This window comes from Gemmobacter megaterium (assembly GCF_900156815.1).
Classification (GTDB): domain Bacteria; phylum Pseudomonadota; class Alphaproteobacteria; order Rhodobacterales; family Rhodobacteraceae; genus Wagnerdoeblera; species Wagnerdoeblera megaterium.
In genome coordinates, this window is the sequence record NZ_FTOT01000004.1 from 275,149 (window position 1) to 292,469 (window position 17,321).

At 64.6% G+C, this 17,321-nt stretch carries 15 protein-coding genes; 12 read left to right on the top strand and 3 right to left on the bottom strand.

The window, feature by feature from the left end; translation table 11 throughout:
* Window positions 1-135 precede the first annotated feature (135 nt).
* Entirely contained in the window at window positions 136-957 is an 822-nt protein-coding gene (locus tag BW970_RS11980) for an ABC transporter permease (RefSeq protein ID WP_076531581.1), read from the bottom strand.
* 137 nt (window positions 958-1,094) lie between these two features.
* Between BW970_RS11980 and cysQ the strand changes: the two genes are divergently transcribed.
* The 7 genes from cysQ to BW970_RS12015 all read left to right on the top strand — a co-directional run bounded on the left by cysQ (window position 1,095) and on the right by BW970_RS12015 (window position 9,361).
* Window positions 1,095-1,886: a 3'(2'),5'-bisphosphate nucleotidase CysQ gene (gene cysQ, locus BW970_RS11985; protein WP_076531583.1), complete on the top strand. Its 792-nt coding sequence runs from the start codon at window positions 1,095-1,097 to the stop codon at window positions 1,884-1,886.
* Between the two features lie 207 nt (window positions 1,887-2,093).
* Window positions 2,094-2,984: a UTP--glucose-1-phosphate uridylyltransferase GalU gene (gene galU, locus BW970_RS11990; RefSeq protein WP_076531585.1), complete on the top strand. Its 891-nt coding sequence runs from the start codon at window positions 2,094-2,096 to the stop codon at window positions 2,982-2,984.
* Window positions 2,985-2,991: 7 nt separating this feature from the next.
* A complete protein-coding gene (locus BW970_RS11995; protein ID WP_083701248.1) occupies window positions 2,992-4,059 on the top strand; it encodes a glycosyltransferase family 2 protein in 1,068 nt (355 codons plus the stop codon).
* Between the two features lie 57 nt (window positions 4,060-4,116).
* Window positions 4,117-5,127, top strand: coding sequence for a glycosyltransferase family 2 protein (locus BW970_RS12000; RefSeq protein ID WP_076531588.1), 1,011 nt, complete (start codon window positions 4,117-4,119; stop codon window positions 5,125-5,127).
* A 3-nt stretch (window positions 5,128-5,130) separates the two neighbouring features.
* A complete protein-coding gene (locus BW970_RS12005; RefSeq protein ID WP_076531590.1) occupies window positions 5,131-6,828 on the top strand; it encodes a DUF5927 domain-containing protein in 1,698 nt (565 codons plus the stop codon).
* A 3-nt stretch (window positions 6,829-6,831) separates the two neighbouring features.
* Window positions 6,832-8,250 (top strand): nodulation protein NodH, encoded by a 1,419-nt coding sequence (locus BW970_RS12010; protein WP_076531592.1) that lies wholly within the window; start codon window positions 6,832-6,834, stop codon window positions 8,248-8,250.
* A 103-nt stretch (window positions 8,251-8,353) separates the two neighbouring features.
* Window positions 8,354-9,361 carry a calcium-binding protein gene (locus BW970_RS12015; RefSeq protein WP_076531594.1) on the top strand — a complete coding sequence of 336 codons (1,008 nt, stop codon included), beginning with the start codon at window positions 8,354-8,356 and terminating at the stop codon, window positions 9,359-9,361.
* A 39-nt stretch (window positions 9,362-9,400) separates the two neighbouring features.
* On the opposite strand, the gene BW970_RS12020 is transcribed toward BW970_RS12015, so the two are convergent.
* Complete coding sequence (locus BW970_RS12020) at window positions 9,401-10,162, bottom strand: NAD kinase (protein WP_076531735.1); 762 nt, start codon at window positions 10,160-10,162, stop codon at window positions 9,401-9,403.
* A gap of 167 nt (window positions 10,163-10,329) precedes the next feature.
* On the opposite strand from BW970_RS12020, the gene glyA reads away from it, so the two are divergent.
* Both glyA and BW970_RS12030 read left to right on the top strand, forming a co-directional pair.
* Complete coding sequence (gene glyA, locus BW970_RS12025; RefSeq protein ID WP_076531596.1) at window positions 10,330-11,619, top strand: serine hydroxymethyltransferase; 1,290 nt, start codon at window positions 10,330-10,332, stop codon at window positions 11,617-11,619.
* Between the two features lie 77 nt (window positions 11,620-11,696).
* Window positions 11,697-12,386, top strand: a complete 690-nt coding sequence (locus BW970_RS12030; protein WP_076531598.1) for a class I SAM-dependent methyltransferase — start codon at window positions 11,697-11,699, stop codon at window positions 12,384-12,386.
* Window positions 12,387-12,407: 21 nt separating this feature from the next.
* On the opposite strand, the gene BW970_RS12035 is transcribed toward BW970_RS12030, so the two are convergent.
* Window positions 12,408-12,779 (bottom strand): hypothetical protein, encoded by a 372-nt coding sequence (locus BW970_RS12035; RefSeq protein ID WP_076531600.1) that lies wholly within the window; start codon window positions 12,777-12,779, stop codon window positions 12,408-12,410.
* A 71-nt stretch (window positions 12,780-12,850) separates the two neighbouring features.
* On the opposite strand from BW970_RS12035, the gene BW970_RS12040 reads away from it, so the two are divergent.
* The 3 genes from BW970_RS12040 (at window position 12,851) to hisD (ending at window position 17,213) form a co-directional block, all read left to right on the top strand.
* A complete protein-coding gene (locus tag BW970_RS12040; RefSeq protein WP_076531602.1) occupies window positions 12,851-13,141 on the top strand; it encodes an HNH endonuclease family protein in 291 nt (96 codons plus the stop codon).
* A 63-nt stretch (window positions 13,142-13,204) separates the two neighbouring features.
* Window positions 13,205-15,757, top strand: coding sequence for an aminopeptidase N (pepN, locus tag BW970_RS12045; RefSeq protein WP_076531604.1), 2,553 nt, complete (start codon window positions 13,205-13,207; stop codon window positions 15,755-15,757).
* 154 nt (window positions 15,758-15,911) lie between these two features.
* Complete coding sequence (gene hisD / locus BW970_RS12050; protein WP_076531606.1) at window positions 15,912-17,213, top strand: histidinol dehydrogenase; 1,302 nt, start codon at window positions 15,912-15,914, stop codon at window positions 17,211-17,213.
* Window positions 17,214-17,321 lie beyond the last annotated feature (108 nt).

A 17,321-nucleotide genomic window follows, 5' to 3' on the forward strand; every position in this document is an offset into this window, starting at 1 on the left:
GGCCGAGCCCGTTGCGGCGCCCCGCCCCGATCCCAGGTTTCGGGCACCGGGGTTAGACCCCGCTCCCGTTCCGAGGGGTATATATGGGGGGGTCAAGGGGCCTGCAAGTGTCACAGCGCCGTGATTTTCGCAAGATCAGCGCCCGGCACCCCAACTGACCGAGGCATGGCGGCGCGTATAGAACTCGGCCATGAGACCGATCATCAGACAACTGAGCGCCACATAGAACGGATAGCTCATCGAGGTATGATGCGGGGTGTAGTTCAGGAACATCTCGCCGCGTGCCTGGTCGATACAGTGAAACAGCGGGTTCCAGTCGAACAGCGCAATCATCCAGCCGGGCAGCATATTGACAACGAACATCTTTCCCGAGGCGATCATGTTCACCCGCTGGTAGATCAGCGTCACCATGCCCACCAGATCCGGCGCCCATGGCCGCGCCGCCAGCAGCACCATGCCGATGGCGACCCCTGTGAACCAGCTCATCAGGAACACCCCCATCACGCCGACGGGATGAAAGATCTCCAGCGGCTTGATCGCGGCATGATAGAAATACAGCACCAGCGCGGCCGAAAGAAGTTGCAGATACAATGCCGAAAGCGCAGCCCCGGCGATGGCCACGATCGTGTTCATCGGGGCATGTTTCATCATGGGCGAGGTCGGCCCTTCGGCATTGGATACGGCGCCGACGGTCTTGGTATGCGTCATGAACAGGAAGACACCCGACATGACATACAGCAGGAAATCCCCCCGGATCGCCAGGCGGCGCAGGTTCAGCAGATCGAACATGATGTAGAACACCCCGACCATCAGAACGGTCTGGAAGATGTTGATCAGCAGCCCGAGCACCGCGTTCCCATGGCTCTTGCGCACGTTGCGCACGGCCGCATGGAATATCAGTTCCAGCAGTTCGAACGCACCACTGACCCGTGTTCTGCGCTTTTCGATATGGAACATGCCGCGCCTGCCGCCTTTCGGGGATAACTGCACCATCTTGCCCGCGACCGCTTGCCGAAGCGTTACGCGCAGGCCATAACCCTAGCGCCGCTTTGCGGCATGATGAAGGCACAGATTTCAGGTGGGGACGCGACGGTATGGATTTTGACAAGCTGGTTTCGGACATGCGGCGCCTGGCCCTGGAGGCAGGCGATGCGATCATGCAGATCTACAGCGCGCCCGATTTCGAGGTGCGCTCCAAATCCGACGCCAGCCCGGTGACAGCCGCCGACGAAGCGGCCGACGCCGTGATTTCGGACGGTCTGCGCGCGGCCTATCCCGATGTGACGCTGATCACCGAAGAACAGGCGGCCAGCCACAGCCTGTCGGCCAGCACCTTCCTGATCGTCGATCCGCTGGACGGCACAAAGGAATTCGTGCAGCGCCGCGGCGATTTCACCGTCAACATCGCCTATGTCGAAGACGGCATTCCGCTGCGGGGCGTTGTCTATGCCCCGGCCAAGGGGCGGTTGTTCTACACCCTGCCCGACGGAACCGCGGTCGAGGAAGCCGGCCCCTTTGCCAAGGAAACCTCCGGCGCGCTCACGGCGCTGAACGTGTCCGTGCCCGACAATGATGCGCTGATGGTCGTTGCGTCCAAGTCCCACCGCGATCAGGCCACGGATGACTATATCGGCAAATACGCTGTCAAGGACATGACGAGCGCCGGATCCAGCCTGAAGTTCTGCCTGGTGGCGACGGGCGAAGCCGATCTCTACCCCCGCCTTGGCCGCACGATGGAATGGGACACGGCGGCCGGCGACGCGGTGCTGCGCGGCGCAGGAGGGCATGTGGTGCGCTTCGACGATCATAGCCCCCTGACCTATGGCAAGCCGGGCTGGGACAACCCCTTTTTCATCGCCCATGCGCCGGGCGTTATGCTGCGATAGGCATCTATCCGCTTCTCGCCGCAACGCAGCAGCACCGGCCCCAATCAGGTATTGCTGCAACGAGGCCGACTGGTTAGATCTGGGGTAGCGCTCAGGCTGTGCACGTCTTAATTCCGCCAAATTTTTATAGTTTAGCGGAAACGGGACGCGCCCTGTCTGGGGCGACACGCCCCCAGGTGCGGGACAAGAAACCGAGGATAATTTGCAATGAAGAAAAAGGTCACCAAGGCGGTGTTTCCGGTAGCCGGGCTTGGAACCCGCTTCCTGCCTGCCACCAAGTCCATTCCCAAAGAGATCATGACCCTGGTCGACCGACCGCTGATCCAATATGCGATCGACGAGGCGCGGGCGGCTGGCATCAAAGAATTCATTTTCGTGACATCGCGCGGGAAATCCGCACTTGAAGACTATTTCGACGACGCCCCGGAACTGGAAACGGCCCTGAAGAAAAAGGGCAAGATGGATTTGCTGGACGAATTGCGGTCCACCAACATGGATTCCGGCGCCATCGCCTATGTGCGCCAGAACCGTCCGCAGGGGCTGGGCCATGCCGTCTGGTGCGCCCGGCGCCTGATCGGGGACGAACCCTTTGCCGTCCTGCTGCCCGACGACGTGATCGCCGCCGAAAAGCCCTGTCTGCAACAGATGGTCGAAGCCTATGCCGAAGTCGGTGGCAACATGGTTGCCGCGATGGAAGTGCCCCCGGAAAAGGCCTCGGCCTATGGTGTGCTGGATGTGGCCCAGGACATGGGTTCTGTTGTTCAGGTCAAGGGCATGGTGGAAAAGCCCGCTGCCGGGACGGCTCCGTCCAACCTTGCGGTGATCGGCCGCTATATCCTCAGCCCCAAGGTGCTTCAGAACCTCAACCGCATGAAACAAGGCGCAGGTGGCGAGATTCAGTTGACCGACGCCATCGCCGAGGAAACCGAAACCGGCAATGTGCATGGCTTCCGTTTCCGTGGCCAGCGCTATGACTGCGGCTCCAAGGCCGGGTTCCTGCAAGCCACGGTTGCCTTTGGCTTGGCCCGCGCCGAGTTGCACGACGAACTGGCAGAGTTCCTGACCCATATGGTCGCGCTGCCGAAGGCGGCTCAGTAAGCGCGCGATGCCACTGGCGCGGACATCGCCGGGCGCACTCGATCGCCCGTCCGCGCCGCTGGTGTCCCGCCTGTGGGATGCCTGGCGCCTGCGGCACAGCAGGCGCTTTCTTCTTGCCCGCGCCATCCGTCGGCGCCGACAGTTGCGCGTGGTGTCCGACCGGACCGACACGATTCAGCGCCAGGATATTCTGGTCTTCGCCACCATGCGAAACGAAGATCAGCGGCTGCCGTATTTCCTTGAGCATTACCGCAGGCTTGGTGTCGCCCATTTCCTGATCGTCGACAACGACAGTACCGATGGCACGCAAGCACTTCTGGCAGCGCAGCCGGATGTATCCGTGTGGTCCACCCGGCATGGCTACAAGCAATCGCGCTTTGGCATGGACTGGATGAACTGGCTGCTGCTGCGCCATGGCCATGGCCACTGGACCCTGACTGTCGATGCCGACGAGTTGCTGATCTACCCGCATTGGGAAACGCGGCCCCTGCCCGCCCTGACCGGCTGGATGCAGGACCGTGGCCTGCCCGCCATGGGCACCATGATGCTCGACCTGTATCCGCAAGGACCGCTGGACGCGGCGCACCACCGGCCAGGCGACGATCCCGCACAGGTCATGCCCTGGTTCGATGCCGGAAACTACGTCATGCGGCGCCAGCCGCTCATGGGAAACCTGTGGATTCAGGGCGGGGTACGCGCGCGCCGGTTCTTTGCCGAAACCCCGCGCCGCGCGCCGACCCTGGGCAAGGTGCCGCTGGTGAAATGGCATTGGCGCTATGCCTATGTCAGTTCCACCCATACGCTGCTACCCCGCGCGCTGAACGCGGTCTATGACACGGACGGCGGCGAAAAATTGTCCGGGGTCTTGCTGCATACCAAATTTCTTAACACCATCGTCGCAAAGTCGGTCGAGGAGAAGGCGCGGCGCCAACATTTCGCCAACAGCGCGCTATATGACGGATATTACGACGAATTGGCCCAGGCACCCGACTTGTGGTGCCACAGATCCGCGCGCTATCAAGGCTGGCGGCATCTGGAAGCACTGGGCCTGATGTCGCGCGGGGGCTGGGTCTGACGGCCTGCCGGGTATGAGTGGGATGCACCGCCGCTGGGTGGGCAAGGGGAGTGTGGCTTGGGACTGATCAGTTCCTATCGGATGCGCCTTCAACGCAAGCGATGGCGGCTTCGCGCCTTGTGGCGCAGCAGGGATCTGTCGCCGGTGCAGAACCGCACCGCCAGGATTGGGCGGGGCGATATTCTGGCCTGTGTCTGCCTGCGCAACGAACGCATCCGCCTGCCGTATTTCTTCGACTATTACCGCAAGCTGGGCGTGCGGCACTTTCTGGTCATCGACAACGGCTCAGACGACGGGTCGCGCGAATGGCTGGCCGACCAGCCCGATGCGTCGGTCTGGACCACGACCGCCAGCTACAAACAGGCCCGGTATGGCGTGGATTGGCAAAACTGGCTGCTGCGCCGCTATGGCCATGGCCACTGGTGCCTGACGGTGGACCCGGACGAATTTCTCGTCTACCCGTTTTGCGATACGCGGCCCCTGCGGGCCTTGACCGACTGGCTGGACGCCTCGTCGATACGGGCGTTCGCGGCCATGATGCTGGATATGTACCCCAAGGGCCGGATCGACGAACAAGCCTATGCCGAAGGGCAGGATCCCTTTGAAATCGCCTGCTGGTTCGACAGTGGCAATTATACGATCAAGCAGAATTCCCTGCTGGGCAATCTGTGGATTCAGGGCGGACCGCGCGCGCGCGCCTTTTTTGCCGGGGCGCCGCAGAATGCGCCCGCGCTGAACAAGATCCCGCTGGTGCGATGGCACCGCAGGTATGTCTATGTCAGCTCCACCCATATGCTGTTGCCGCGCGGGCTGAACCTTGCCTATGACGAATGGGGCGGCGAAAAGGCATCGGGCTGCCTGCTGCATGCCAAGTTCCTGCATACCATGACCACGAAGGCCGATGAAGAAATGCAGCGCCGCCAGCATTTTGCCGCAAGTGCCGAATATGCTGCCTATCGTGACGGGTTGAAGGCGCAGCCAGACCTGTGGTGCAAATGGTCGGAGAAATACATCAACTGGCGGCAGCTCGAGATCCTCGGGCTGATGTCAAAAGGGAACTGGGCGTAACGCATGAGCCTTGGCTTCATCATGCTGTGTCACACCGCCTTGAACCGGGCCGCGCAGGTGGCGCGGCACTGGGCCGAAGCGGGCTGCCCGGTCGTCATCCATGTCGATAGCCGGGTGAACGCCCGGCAGTATGACAAATTCGTCAAGGAACTTGCGGATGTGGCGGACATCCGCTTTTCCCGCCGCCATCCCTGCGAGTGGGGCACCTGGGGGCTGGTCGCCGCCACGCTGGATGCGTCGGAAACCATGCTGGCCGAGTTTCCGGCAGTCCAGCATGTCTACCTTGCGTCGGGGTCTTGCCTGCCGTTGCGGCCAGTTGCGGAATTGCAGCAGTATCTTGCCGCCCGCCCGCGCACCGATTTCATCGAAAGCGTCACCACCGCCGATGTCGGCTGGACAGTGGGGGGGCTGAATCACGAACGCTTTACGCTGAGCTTTCCGTTCAGCTGGCGCAAACAACGCTGGAGGTTTGACGCCTTTGTCCAGCTTCAGCGCCGTCTTCGGCTGCGCCGCCGCATTCCTGCGGGGCTGGTGCCGCATCTGGGCAGCCAGTGGTGGTGCCTGACGCGCGCGACGCTGTCGGCCATTCTGAACGATCCGCACCGCGCCCGGAATGATCGCTATTTCCGCCGCGTCTGGATCCCCGATGAAAGCTATTTCCAGACGTTGGTCCGGGTGCATTCCACCACGGTGGAAAGCCGCTCGCTGACGCTGTCCAAATTCGACCATCAGGGCAAGCCGCACATCTTCTACGACGATCACCTGCAACTCTTGCGCCGGTCGGATTGCTTTGTCGCCCGCAAGATCTGGCCGCAGGCAAACCGGCTGTACCGCGAATTTCTGGCCCCGGCCGAACGCCAGCAGCCCCGCGCAGAGCCCAGCCCCGGCAAGATCGACCGCCTGTTTTCCAAGGCGACGGAACGGCGGGTGCGTGGACGGGCAGGTCTTTACATGCAAAGCCGCTTTCCCCGCGATGGCTGGGAAAATGGCTGCACCGCACAGCCCTATTCGGTGTTCGAGGGCTTTGGCGACCTGTTCGAGGATTTCGACAGTTGGTTGTCGAAAACCATCGGCGGGCGCGTACATGGTCATCTGTTCGCCCCCGATCGCGTGCATTTCGCCGGGGGAGAGACCATCTACAACGGCTGCCTGTCCGACAGTGCCGCCTTGCGCGATTACGACGCGCGACTGTTCCTGACGTCGTTGATCTGGAACACGCGGGGCGAGCGTCAGTGTTTCCAGTTCGGGCCCCGCGATGCGCAGGACATCAGTTGGGTCATGGCGATGGATCCGAATGCGCAGATCTCGGTCATCACCGGCGCCTGGGCGGTCCGGGTCTTTCGCACCAAGGGCGATTTTTCCGACCTGCGGCGCGAGGCGGCGCGATTGCAAAAGGTCGAGTCCGACCATATCACCATCCTGCGCAGCCATCATGCCAAGGCGCGGATCCGCATCTGGAACCTGGCGGAGTTTCTTGAAAACCCGATGGAACCCTTGCAGACCATCATCGACGAGATCAGCCCCAACGCGCTGCGCCGCCTGGCAGAGGCCCCTCGGCTGGCCGATCTGACGGGGTTCGGGCGTTTCATCCAGGATCTGCGCAATCAGGGAATGCAACCCACGCTGGTTGGCGACATTCCGCTGGGCGAGGATCCCTCGCCTGCCACCGCGCGCCGCGCCCGCCCCTATCTGGTGAAATGACCCATGCCCCCTGCCCGGCCCTTTGACCGCTTCATCGTGCTGGCTGACATGCGCACGGGATCGAACTTTCTGGAAGCGAACCTGAACGCCCTGCCCGGCGTCACCTGCCATGGCGAGGCGTTCAACCCCCATTTCATCGGCAAGAAGGATCGCGGCGAGTATCTGGGCATCAGCCTGGACATGCGCGAGGCCGACCCCCTCTCGCTGATCCGCGCCATGGAGGCCGCAACCGATGGCCTGTCGGGCTTTCGCTTTTTCCACGATCACGACGCGCGCGTTCTGGACCGGATGCTGGCCGATCCGCGCTGTGCCAAGGTGGTGCTGACGCGCAACCCGCTGGAAAGCTATGTCTCGCTCAAGATCGCGCAGGCCACGGGCCAATGGAAGCTGGGCGACGCCCGCCGCCGCCGCGAAGGGCGCGCGCGCTTTGATGCCACCGAATTCGAGGCGCATGTGGCCGCCTTGCAGGATTTTCAGTTGCACATTCTGCGCGCCTTGCAGACCAGCGGGCAATCCGCCTTCTGGATCGGGTACGAGGATGTCGGCGATGTGGCGGTGCTGAACGGGCTGGCCGCCTTTCTGGGCGTCGCCGGGCGGCTGGAGGCGCCGGACGACAGCGTCAAGAAGCAAAACCCCGAGCCGCTGGAAGATCTGGTCGAGAACTCGGCCGAGATGGCACAGGGATTGGCCCGGCTGGACCGTTTCAACCTGTCGCGCACCCCCAATTTCGAACCACGGCGCGGTGCGGCGGTGCCCAGCTTTGTGGCCGCGGCCGGGGCGCCGCTGCTGTATCTGCCGATCAAGGGCGGGCCAGAGGCGCGGGTGCGCGGGTGGCTGGCGCAGGTCGGCCGCGCGCCGGGCCTGATCGAGGGGATGAACCAGAAGGCGTTGAAGCAATGGCAAAAGGCCAACGCCCCGGCGCGCAGCTTTACTGTCCTGCGCCATCCGCTGGCCCGTGCCCATGCCGCCTTTTGCGAACGCATCCTGTCTGGTGCGGCGGGCGAGGTGCGCGGGGTGTTGAAACGCGCCTGGAAAATCGACCTGCCCCCGCCTGACCGGCTGGACCGGCTAACGCCCGAGATGCAGGCCGAGGCGTTTCTCAAGTTCCTGGGCTTTCTCAAGGGCAATATCGCTGGCCAGACCTCGGTGCGAATCGATGCCTCCTGGGCCAGCCAGTTGGCTGTGGTGCAGGGCTTTTCGTCGCAGGTGCCTCCAGATGCCCTGCTGCGCGAGGATCGGCTGGCCGAAGGGCTGGGCTTTCTGGCCGCAGAGATCGGAGCGGTTTCCCCTGCCCTGTCACCCGAACATGTGCAGATAGGCCACGCGCTGGCCGATATAGCGACGCCCGAGCACGAAGCCGCAGCACAAGAGGCTTATGCGCGCGACTATCTGGCCTTTGGGTTTGGTGCCTGGGTAAACTGACCCCCCTCAGTCTATCATGCGCGCCCGCGATCCGCGTTGATCAGGATCACGGCGCGCCCTGACTGTCCGGTCGATGATCGGCCAGCAGCAAAGGGGAGTTCCCATGACGAACTATGTCTTCACAAGCCATCTGATCATGGATCGTTTCAGCCCGGACTGGTCCACAAGCGACCGCAGCTACAGCACGCCCGAAGTCGTGCTGATGTCTACCGCCGAGCGGGTGTCCTACAATGCGTGGGACTATGTCGATGGCACGGGCCTGTATTTGTTCGGCCCGAACGGCACCTATGCGCTGGAATTCGAGCCGGTCGAGGTTCAGCGCCTGACCTGGTCGGGTGGCGTGACCGATGTTCTGTGGATCGACGCCCATGTCCGCGCCGGCGATGCGGTGATCGGCTTTGACGTCTTCTATATCGCGCTTGGCGGGGCGGCGCTGCCCAGCTTTGCCTCGGTCGCGGAATGGGACGAGTTCATCCTCAACGATGCGGTGCCGAGCGCGCCGACAGATGGCCTGTTCCGCCCCGGACGGGCGTTCCGCTGGGCCGAGGCAGATGGGCTCTTGCAGATTGCCGGAGACGACAAGGACGACGTGCTGAACGGCGCGCAGAACGACGATGTGATCATGGGCTACGGCGGGCGCGACGTGCTGCGCGGTTACGGCGGGAACGACACCCTGTACGGCGGCGATCAGAACGATCAGATCCGCGGCGATGTCGGAAACGACCGGCTGCTGGGCGAAAAGGGCAATGACCGGCTGTCCGGCGGCGATGGCGATGACCGGCTGTTCGGCAACAAGGGCAGCGACCGGCTGGATGGCGGTACGGGCAACGATACGCTGACCGGCGGGATGGGGGCCGACACCTTTGTCTTCGCCGCAGGCTATGACACCGACAAGATCACCGACATGAATGTCTCCGACGGCGACCGCATCCGCCTTGACGCCTCTTTGTGGGATGGCGACCTGACCGTCATGGAGGTCATCAACCAGTTCGCGCGTTTCAAAGGCGATACCAATGTGGTGCTGACCTTCGACACAGGCGACAAGCTGCGGATCTTTGCCGCCGACGCCGACGATCTGATCGGCTTCCACGCCGCCATCGACATCATCTAGCACACTGGTGCAGGCCACCCGCCCAGGGTGGCCTGCGTGTCAGGTGAACTGTTCGGAAATCAGCCGTTCTTCCAGCCCATGGCCGGGATCGAACAGGATGCGGTGGCGGATCGCCGGTTCCGACCGTATTTCCACCGACAGCACATCACGGACCGATTTTCCATCGGCATCGGACATCACCGGGCGCTTGCCCGGCTCCAGCACTTCGAAACGGACCACGGCGGTCTTGGGCAGCAAGGCACCGCGCCAGCGACGCGGGCGAAACGCCGCAACTGCGGTCAGCGCCAGCACATCCGACCCGATCGGCAGGATCGGCCCATGCGCCGAATAATTGTAGGCGGTGGATCCCGCAGGCGTGCACAGCAGCGCCCCGTCACAGACCAGCTCTGGCATCCGTTCGCGCCCATCGACCAGAATGCGCAGCTTGGCGGCCTGCGGACCCGCGCGCAACAGCGACACCTCGTTGATCGCCAGCGCCTGCACCGAGCGGCCCTGTGCGGTGGTGGCCGTCATGGCAAGCGGATTGATCACTTCCTCGACCGCCGCGGCCAGCCGGTCCTCCAGCCCCTCTTCGGCATAGGCGTTCATCAGAAACCCGATGGTGCCGCAATTCATGCCATAGACCGGCAGGTTCAGTCTTTGGGTTGCGTGCAGCGTTTCCAGCATGAAACCATCGCCACCCAATGCAACGATGACATCGGCCGCCTGTTCCGGCGCCTGGCCATACCTTGCGCTCAGCACCGCAAGGGCGGCCTGTGCCTGTTCGACGGGCGAGGCGCGGAAAGCGATACTGCGGGACAAGGGGGCCTCCGGGCGTCTGGTCGGGGCATCTTGCGCGGGTGATGCCGCAGGTGCAAGGCGCCGGGCCACCTTTTCGCGCAAATCGGCGCCCGGCGTGTTTTCCTTGCTTTCCTGCGCCGCGCGACCGGGATAGACAACGCGCAACCGTCCAAAGTCAGGGGAATGCCATGACCGCCCGCGATACCGGATTCTTCACCCAGGCGCTTGCCGACCGCGATGCCGCCCTGTTCGATGCCATCACCAAGGAACTCGGTCGCCAGCGCGACGAGATCGAGCTGATCGCCTCGGAAAACATCGTCTCGCTGGCGGTGTTGCAGGCGCAGGGGTCGGTGCTGACCAACAAATACGCCGAGGGCTATCCGGGCAAGCGCTACTATGGCGGCTGTCAGTACGTGGACATTGCCGAAACCATGGCGATCGAACGCGCCAAGGACCTGTTCGGGGCGAAATTCGCCAACGTCCAGCCCAATTCGGGCAGCCAGATGAACCAGGCGGTGTTCCTGGCCCTGCTCAAGCCCGGCGACACCTTCATGGGCCTGGATCTGAACTCGGGCGGCCACCTGACGCATGGCTCGCCGGTCAACATGTCGGGCAAGTGGTTCAACGTCGTCAGCTATGGCGTGCGTCAGCAGGACCAGCTTCTGGATATGGACGACATCCGCGCCAAGGCGCTGGAACACAAGCCCAAGCTGATCGTGGCCGGTGGCACCGCCTATTCGCGCGAATGGGATTGGGCGGCCTTCCGCGCCATTGCAGATGAAGTGGGCGCCTGGCTGATGGTGGATATGGCCCATATCGCAGGGCTGGTCGCCGGGGGTGTCCACGCCTCGCCGGTTCCTCATGCCCATGTCGTCACCTCGACCACCCACAAGAGCCTGCGTGGCCCGCGTGGCGGTCTGATCCTGACCAATGACGAGGATATCGCGAAAAAGATCAACTCGGCGGTGTTCCCTGGCCTTCAGGGCGGCCCGCTGATGCATGTGATCGCGGCCAAGGCCGTGGCCTTTGGCGAGGCGCTGGACCCGTCGTTCAAGGTCTATGCCGCACAGGTCAAGGCCAATGCCGCCGCAATGGCGGACGAACTGATGAAGGGCGGCATCGACATCGTGTCGGGCGGCACCGACAACCACCTGTGCCTTGCGGATCTGCGCCCCAAGAAGGTGACAGGCAAGGCGGCCGAGGCGGCCTTGGGCCGTGCCCATATCACCTGCAACAAGAACGGCGTGCCCTTTGACCCGGAAAAGCCCTTTGTGACCAGCGGCATCCGCCTGGGCGCCCCGGCCGGCACCACCCGCGGTTTCGCCGAAGCCGAATTCCGCCAGATCGCCCGCTGGATCGTCGAGGTTGTCGATGGCCTTGCCGCGCATGGCGAGGCTGGCAACACCGAGGTGGAAGCCAAGGTCCGGACCGAGGTTGCGGCGCTTTGCGCAAGGTTCCCGCTCTACCCCACGCTGTGATCTGATCAGACATCTGACCAGACGGCGCGCGCGGGGGGCACCTTGCGCGCGCCGTTTCATTTCCAGGAGGTCAAGCCATGACCGATACCACCGCCGCCACCAGTGGCACATTCTCGAAATATGCTCAGGTCTATGATGCCGACCGTCGGCCGCTTGTGCCCGGTTATGACGCGCTCTATGGCACCGGCCTGCGGCTGATTGCAGACGAGGCGCAGGGCCGCCCGTTGCGGGTGCTGGATCTGGGCGCGGGCACGGGATTGTTTTCCGGCATGGCGCTCGAGGCGTTGAATGTCTCGGCGCTGCATCTCGTCGATGCGTCGGACGCCATGCTGAATGGCGCGCGGCAACGCTTTGCAGGCGATGCGCGGGTAAGCTATGCGCTGGACGATCTGGTCACGATGGATCTGGGATCCGGGTGGGATGTGGTGCTGTCCGCGCTGGCGATCCATCATCTGTCCGACGACGACAAGCGCAACCTTTACGCCCGGATCCACAAGGCGCTGGTGCCCGGCGGGCGGTTCGTCAACGCCGAACAGGTGGCAGGCCCGACCCCGGACCAGGAGGACCGCTATATCCGGTTCTGGACCGCCGATGTCCGCGCCGCAGGTGTCGACGATGCGGGGCTTGCCGCCTCGCTGGACCGGCAGCGCCATGACCGTTGCGCAACCGACACCGCACAGCTTGACTGGCTGCGCGCGGCAGGGTTTTCCGAGGTGGATTGCCCCTTCAAACTCTGGCGCTTTGCCGTGCTGACGGGCCGCGCCTAGGCCCGGCGCAGCGCCACACCGCTACAGATACCCGCGCCAGACCAGAACCCCGATCAGGCCTCCGCCCACCACCAGCAGCGCAAAGGCGATCGACCCGGCAATCCCCAACAGGCGCCCGGCCAGCCGGTCGCCTGCCCCCAAGGGATTGAGATAGCGCACGCAGGCATCATAGGCCTGCGCGGTACGGGCATCATCCAGCATCATCTGCACACGCGGATGCTGGGCCAGTTCGGCCACCCCGGCAAGGTACTCTGCCTCGCGCCGGATCTTGCGCGGCAGCTTGCGCCCCCCGCGCTTGAGCTTGGCCGAAAGGTCGGCGCCGCCCACCTTCAGCCGCTGTTCCATCAGCATGGCCACGCGGTCGGCCATCTGCTGCACGGTCGTCACGCCCATTGCCTGCTCCTGAACTTTCGGTGCAGCCTACAGGGGCGCCGCGTGGCGCTCAAGCCGGATGGACCGCCCGCGTGACCGACCCGATCTGCCCCTTGTGCCTGCGCCCCATCCCGCCCGACGTGCCGCAATCGCTGCACCATCTGGTGCCCAAGCTGAAAGGTGGCGCAAGGGGGCCGGTCGTGCTGATGCACCACATCTGCCACCGCGAAATCCACGCGGCCTTGTCCGAGGCGGAACTGGCCCGCAGCTATGCCACACCCGAGGCGCTGCGCACCCACCCCCGGCTGGCAAAATTTGCCGAATGGGTCGCCCGGCGCCCGCCCGGCTTCACCTCGCGCGTACCCGGCAGGCGGCGGCGCTGAACCGCCCGAGTTGCCCAGACCCGCGCCTGCCCTTACATCTTGTACGACCGCAAGGAGACAATGATGCAGGACGCCGCGCCCCAGACCATTCACCTGGCCGATTACCGCCCCTATCCGTTCCGGCTGGACGAGGTGGACCTGACCTTCCGCCTTGCACCGGGCGCCACGCGCGTGCTGTCGCGGATCCGCTTCGTCCCGCTGGAGGCGGGGGCCGATCTGTGGCTGGATGGCGAAGGGCTGCGGCTGATCTCGGCCAGGATCGACGGCACGGCACTGGCCATTTCGCCCGACTCCACCGGCCTGCGCATTCCCGCCACTGCGCTGCCGTCCGGCCCGTTCCTGTGGGAAGCCGAGGTCGAGATCGCACCACAGGCGAACACCGCGCTCGAAGGGCTGTACATGTCGGGCGGCATGTATTGCACCCAATGCGAGGCCGAAGGATTTCGCAAGATCACCTTCTACCCCGACCGTCCCGATGTGATGGCCCCGTTCCGGGTCCGCGTCGAGGGCGACATGCCGGTGCTCTTGTCGAACGGCAATCTGCTGGCCGAAGGACCGGGCTGGGCCGACTGGTTCGACCCCTGGCCCAAGCCCGCCTATCTCTTCGCTCTGGTGGCGGGGGATCTGCGGGCGCATTCGGGGCGTTTCACCACCCGCTCCGGGCGCGATGTGGCGTTGAACATCTGGGTCCGCCCAGGCGACGAAGGGCGCTGCGACTGGGCGCTGCAATCGCTGATCCGCTCGATGGAATGGGACGAACAGGTCTATGGCCGCGAATACGATCTGGATATTTTCAACATTGTCGCCGTAGACGACTTCAACATGGGCGCGATGGAGAACAAGGGGTTGAACATTTTCAACTCCAAGCTCGTTCTCGCCTCGCCCGAGACAGCCACCGATACCGATTATGAACGGATCGAGGCCGTGATCGCCCATGAGTATTTCCACAACTGGACCGGCAACCGCATCACCTGCCGCGACTGGTTCCAGCTCTGCCTCAAGGAAGGGCTCACCGTCTACCGCGACCAGCAGTTCACCGGCGACATGCGCTCGCACGCCGTGAAGCGGATCGAGGATGTCCTTGTGCTGCGCGCCCGCCAGTTCCGCGAGGATGCCGGGCCGCTCGCCCATCCGGTGCGCCCCGAAAGCTTTGTCGAGATCAACAATTTCTATACCGCAACCGTCTACGAAAAAGGCGCCGAGCTGATCGGCATGTTGCGTCGGCTGGTGGGGAACGAGGGCTATGCCCGCGCGCTGGATCTCTATTTCTCCCGCCACGACGGTCAGGCCTGCACCATCGAGGACTGGCTCAAGGTGTTCGAGGATGCAACGGGCCGCGACCTGACACAGTTCAAACGTTGGTACGAACAGGCAGGCACGCCGCGCGTTTCCGTGCGCGAGGACTGGCGCGATGGCCGCTTCACGCTGACCCTGTCCCAACATCTGCCCGCAACGCCCGGACAGCCGGAAAAGCGCCCCCTGCACATCCCGGTCGCGGTGGGGCTGCTTGGCCCCAACGGCGACGAGGTTGTGCCAACCACCATCCTGGAGCTGACCGAGGTGGAACAGCAGTTTGTCTTCGACGGCCTCGCGGCGCGACCCATCCCCTCCATCCTGCGCGACTTCTCTGCCCCCGTGATCCTGGACCATCCACAAGACGATGCCGCCCGCGCCTTCGTGCTGGCGCATGACACCGATCCGTTCACCAGATGGGAGGCTGGACGCGCCCTGTCCAAGCAGGTTCTGGCCCGGATGATCACCGAAGGCACCAGCCCCGCCGCCGACTGGCTGGACGGCATGGCCCGCGTGCTGCGCGACGACACGCTCGACCCCGCCTTCCGCGCCCTCGCCCTGCGTTTGCCCGGCGAGGATGACATGGCCCAGACCCTGCACGACGCCGGGCTGGTGCCCGACCCTGACCGCATCCATCGCGCGCGCACCCGGATGGCCGAAACCCTGGCCCGCCATCTGTCGGCGGATCTGCCCTCCCTCTGGGCCTCCCTGCGCCAGAGCGGCCCCTTCTCCCCCACGGCCGAAGCGGCGGGCGCGCGCGCCTTGCGCAACACTGTTCTGGCCCTGCTGAACCGGATCGACGATGGCCGGCACGCCGCCGCAGCCTGGGCAGAGGCCAGCACCATGACCGACCGCATCGCCGCCCTGGGCTGCCTGATCGAATCCGGTCGTGGCACCGCAGAACTGGCGGAATTTGCCTCGCAATGGGCCCATGACCGGCTGGTGATGGACAAATGGTTCGCCGTCCAGATCAGCCATGCAAAACCCGATCTGGCCGTGGAAACCACGGCCCGGCTGGCCAGCCGCCCCGATTTCGACTGGAAAAACCCCAACCGCTTCCGTGCCGTGATCGGCGCGCTGGCCGCCAATCACGCCGGGTTCCACCAGGGCGACGGCAGCGGATACCGGCTGGTGGCCGACTGGCTGATCCGGCTCGATCCGGTCAATCCCCAGACCGCCGCGCGCATGTCCACCGCCTTCGAGACGCTTGCCCGCTACGATGCCGACCGCCAGGACCTGATCCGCGAGGAACTCGCCCGCCTCCAGGTCACACCCGGCCTCAGCCGCGATCTGTCCGAAATGACCGCGCGCATGTTGGGCTGATCCGGGCTTTCATCTTGCCCCCAATACCCTCGGGGGATTCCAAAGGGGGCAGACGGCCCCCTTTGGCGGGGGGTGCGGGGGGCTGGCCCCCCGCCGTTCCCCTTGCGCAACGCCCGCCCCCCCGCTATCCCGCTGCCCAAACCGGAGGGTGCCGATGCCACAGTTCCTGACCACCGCCGATGCCGATTTCGAACCGCGCCTGACCGCCATCCTGTCGATGAAGCGGGAAGACTCGTCCGATGTCGATGCCACTGTCGCCGCGATCATCGCCGATGTGCGCGCCCGCGGCGATGCCGCGCTGACAGAGCTGACCGCCCGGTTCGACCGGCTGGATCTGACGCCCGGCACGCTGGCCTTCAGTGCGGCCGAAATCGACGCCGCCTGTGCCAGCGTCACGGCCGAAGATCGCGCCGCGCTGGAACTGGCCGCCGACCGTATCCGGGCCTATCATGCCCGCCAGATGCCCGAGGATGCCCAGTGGACCGATGCCACCGGCGCAACGCTGGGCTGGCGCTGGACGCCGGTTTCGGCGGCGGGGCTCTATGTGCCGGGCGGGCTTGCCTCCTATCCCTCGTCGGTGCTGATGAACGCCATTCCTGCCAAGGTCGCAGGCGTCGCGCGGCTGGTCATCGCCTGCCCCACGCCGGACGGCACCGTCAATCCGTTGGTCCTGCTGGCCGCGCGCCTCTCGGGGGTGGATACCGTCTACCGGATCGGTGGGGCACAGGCGATTGCCGCCCTGGCCTATGGCACCGCCACCATTGCGCCGGTCGACAAGATCACCGGGCCGGGCAATGCCTTTGTCGCCGCCGCCAAGCGGCGGGTCTTTGGCAAGGTCGGCATCGACATGATCGCCGGCCCGTCCGAGATTCTTGTGATCGCGGATGGCGACAATGATCCCGACTGGATCGCACTCGACCTGCTCAGCCAGGCCGAACATGACGAAAGCGCCCAGGCCATTCTGGTCACGCCCGATCCCGTTTTTGCCGACCGGGTCGTCGCTGCCGTGGAAAAGCGGCTGGAAACCCTGCCCCGCGCGGCCATTGCCGGTATCAGCTGGCGCGACTTCGGCGTCGTGATCACCACCCGCGATCTGGCCGAGGCGGTCGAGATCTCGAACCGTTTCGCCCCCGAACATCTGGAGCTTTGCGTGGCCGACCCCGAGGCACTGGTGCCGCAGATCGCCCATGCCGGGGCGATCTTTCTGGGCGCCTGGACCCCCGAGGCGATCGGCGACTATATCGGCGGGCCGAACCATGTCCTGCCCACGGCCCGCTCGGCCCGCTTTTCCAGCGGCCTGTCGGTGATGGACTTCCTCAAACGGACCACTCTGGCGCGGATGACACCTGAATCGCTGGCGGCCATCGGGCCATCGGCCGAACGCCTTGCCATATCGGAATCGCTGTCGGCCCATGGGCTTTCTGTCCGGGCGCGGCTCGACCGGCTGAACGGGTGAACGGCTGAGCGCCGCTTGAGGCGTCCGGGGGGCTCTGCTAGGCTCGTTCTGACCGCATGGTCAGATTGCAGCACGGTTGACCGGGGCGCCCCCGGAACCGACGGAGGG

Bases quoted from the DNA above. Each gene is read 5' to 3' on its own strand.
- cysQ (WP_076531583.1), top strand. From the start codon at position 1,095: ATGGATTTTGACAAGCTGGTTTCGGACATGCGGCGCCTGGCCCTGGAG.
- BW970_RS12015 (WP_076531594.1), top strand. From the start codon at position 8,354: ATGACGAACTATGTCTTCACAAGCCATCTGATCATGGATCGTTTCAGC.
- glyA (WP_076531596.1), top strand. From the start codon at position 10,330: ATGACCGCCCGCGATACCGGATTCTTCACCCAGGCGCTTGCCGACCGC.
- BW970_RS11995 (WP_083701248.1), top strand. From the start codon at position 2,992: ATGCCACTGGCGCGGACATCGCCGGGCGCACTCGATCGCCCGTCCGCG.
- BW970_RS11980 (WP_076531581.1), bottom strand. From the start codon at position 957: ATGTTCCATATCGAAAAGCGCAGAACACGGGTCAGTGGTGCGTTCGAA.
- pepN (WP_076531604.1), top strand. From the start codon at position 13,205: ATGCAGGACGCCGCGCCCCAGACCATTCACCTGGCCGATTACCGCCCC.
- BW970_RS12035 (WP_076531600.1), bottom strand. From the start codon at position 12,779: ATGGGCGTGACGACCGTGCAGCAGATGGCCGACCGCGTGGCCATGCTG.
- BW970_RS12005 (WP_076531590.1), top strand. From the start codon at position 5,131: ATGAGCCTTGGCTTCATCATGCTGTGTCACACCGCCTTGAACCGGGCC.
- hisD (WP_076531606.1), top strand. From the start codon at position 15,912: ATGCCACAGTTCCTGACCACCGCCGATGCCGATTTCGAACCGCGCCTG.
- BW970_RS12030 (WP_076531598.1), top strand. From the start codon at position 11,697: ATGACCGATACCACCGCCGCCACCAGTGGCACATTCTCGAAATATGCT.
- BW970_RS12010 (WP_076531592.1), top strand. From the start codon at position 6,832: ATGCCCCCTGCCCGGCCCTTTGACCGCTTCATCGTGCTGGCTGACATG.
- galU (WP_076531585.1), top strand. From the start codon at position 2,094: ATGAAGAAAAAGGTCACCAAGGCGGTGTTTCCGGTAGCCGGGCTTGGA.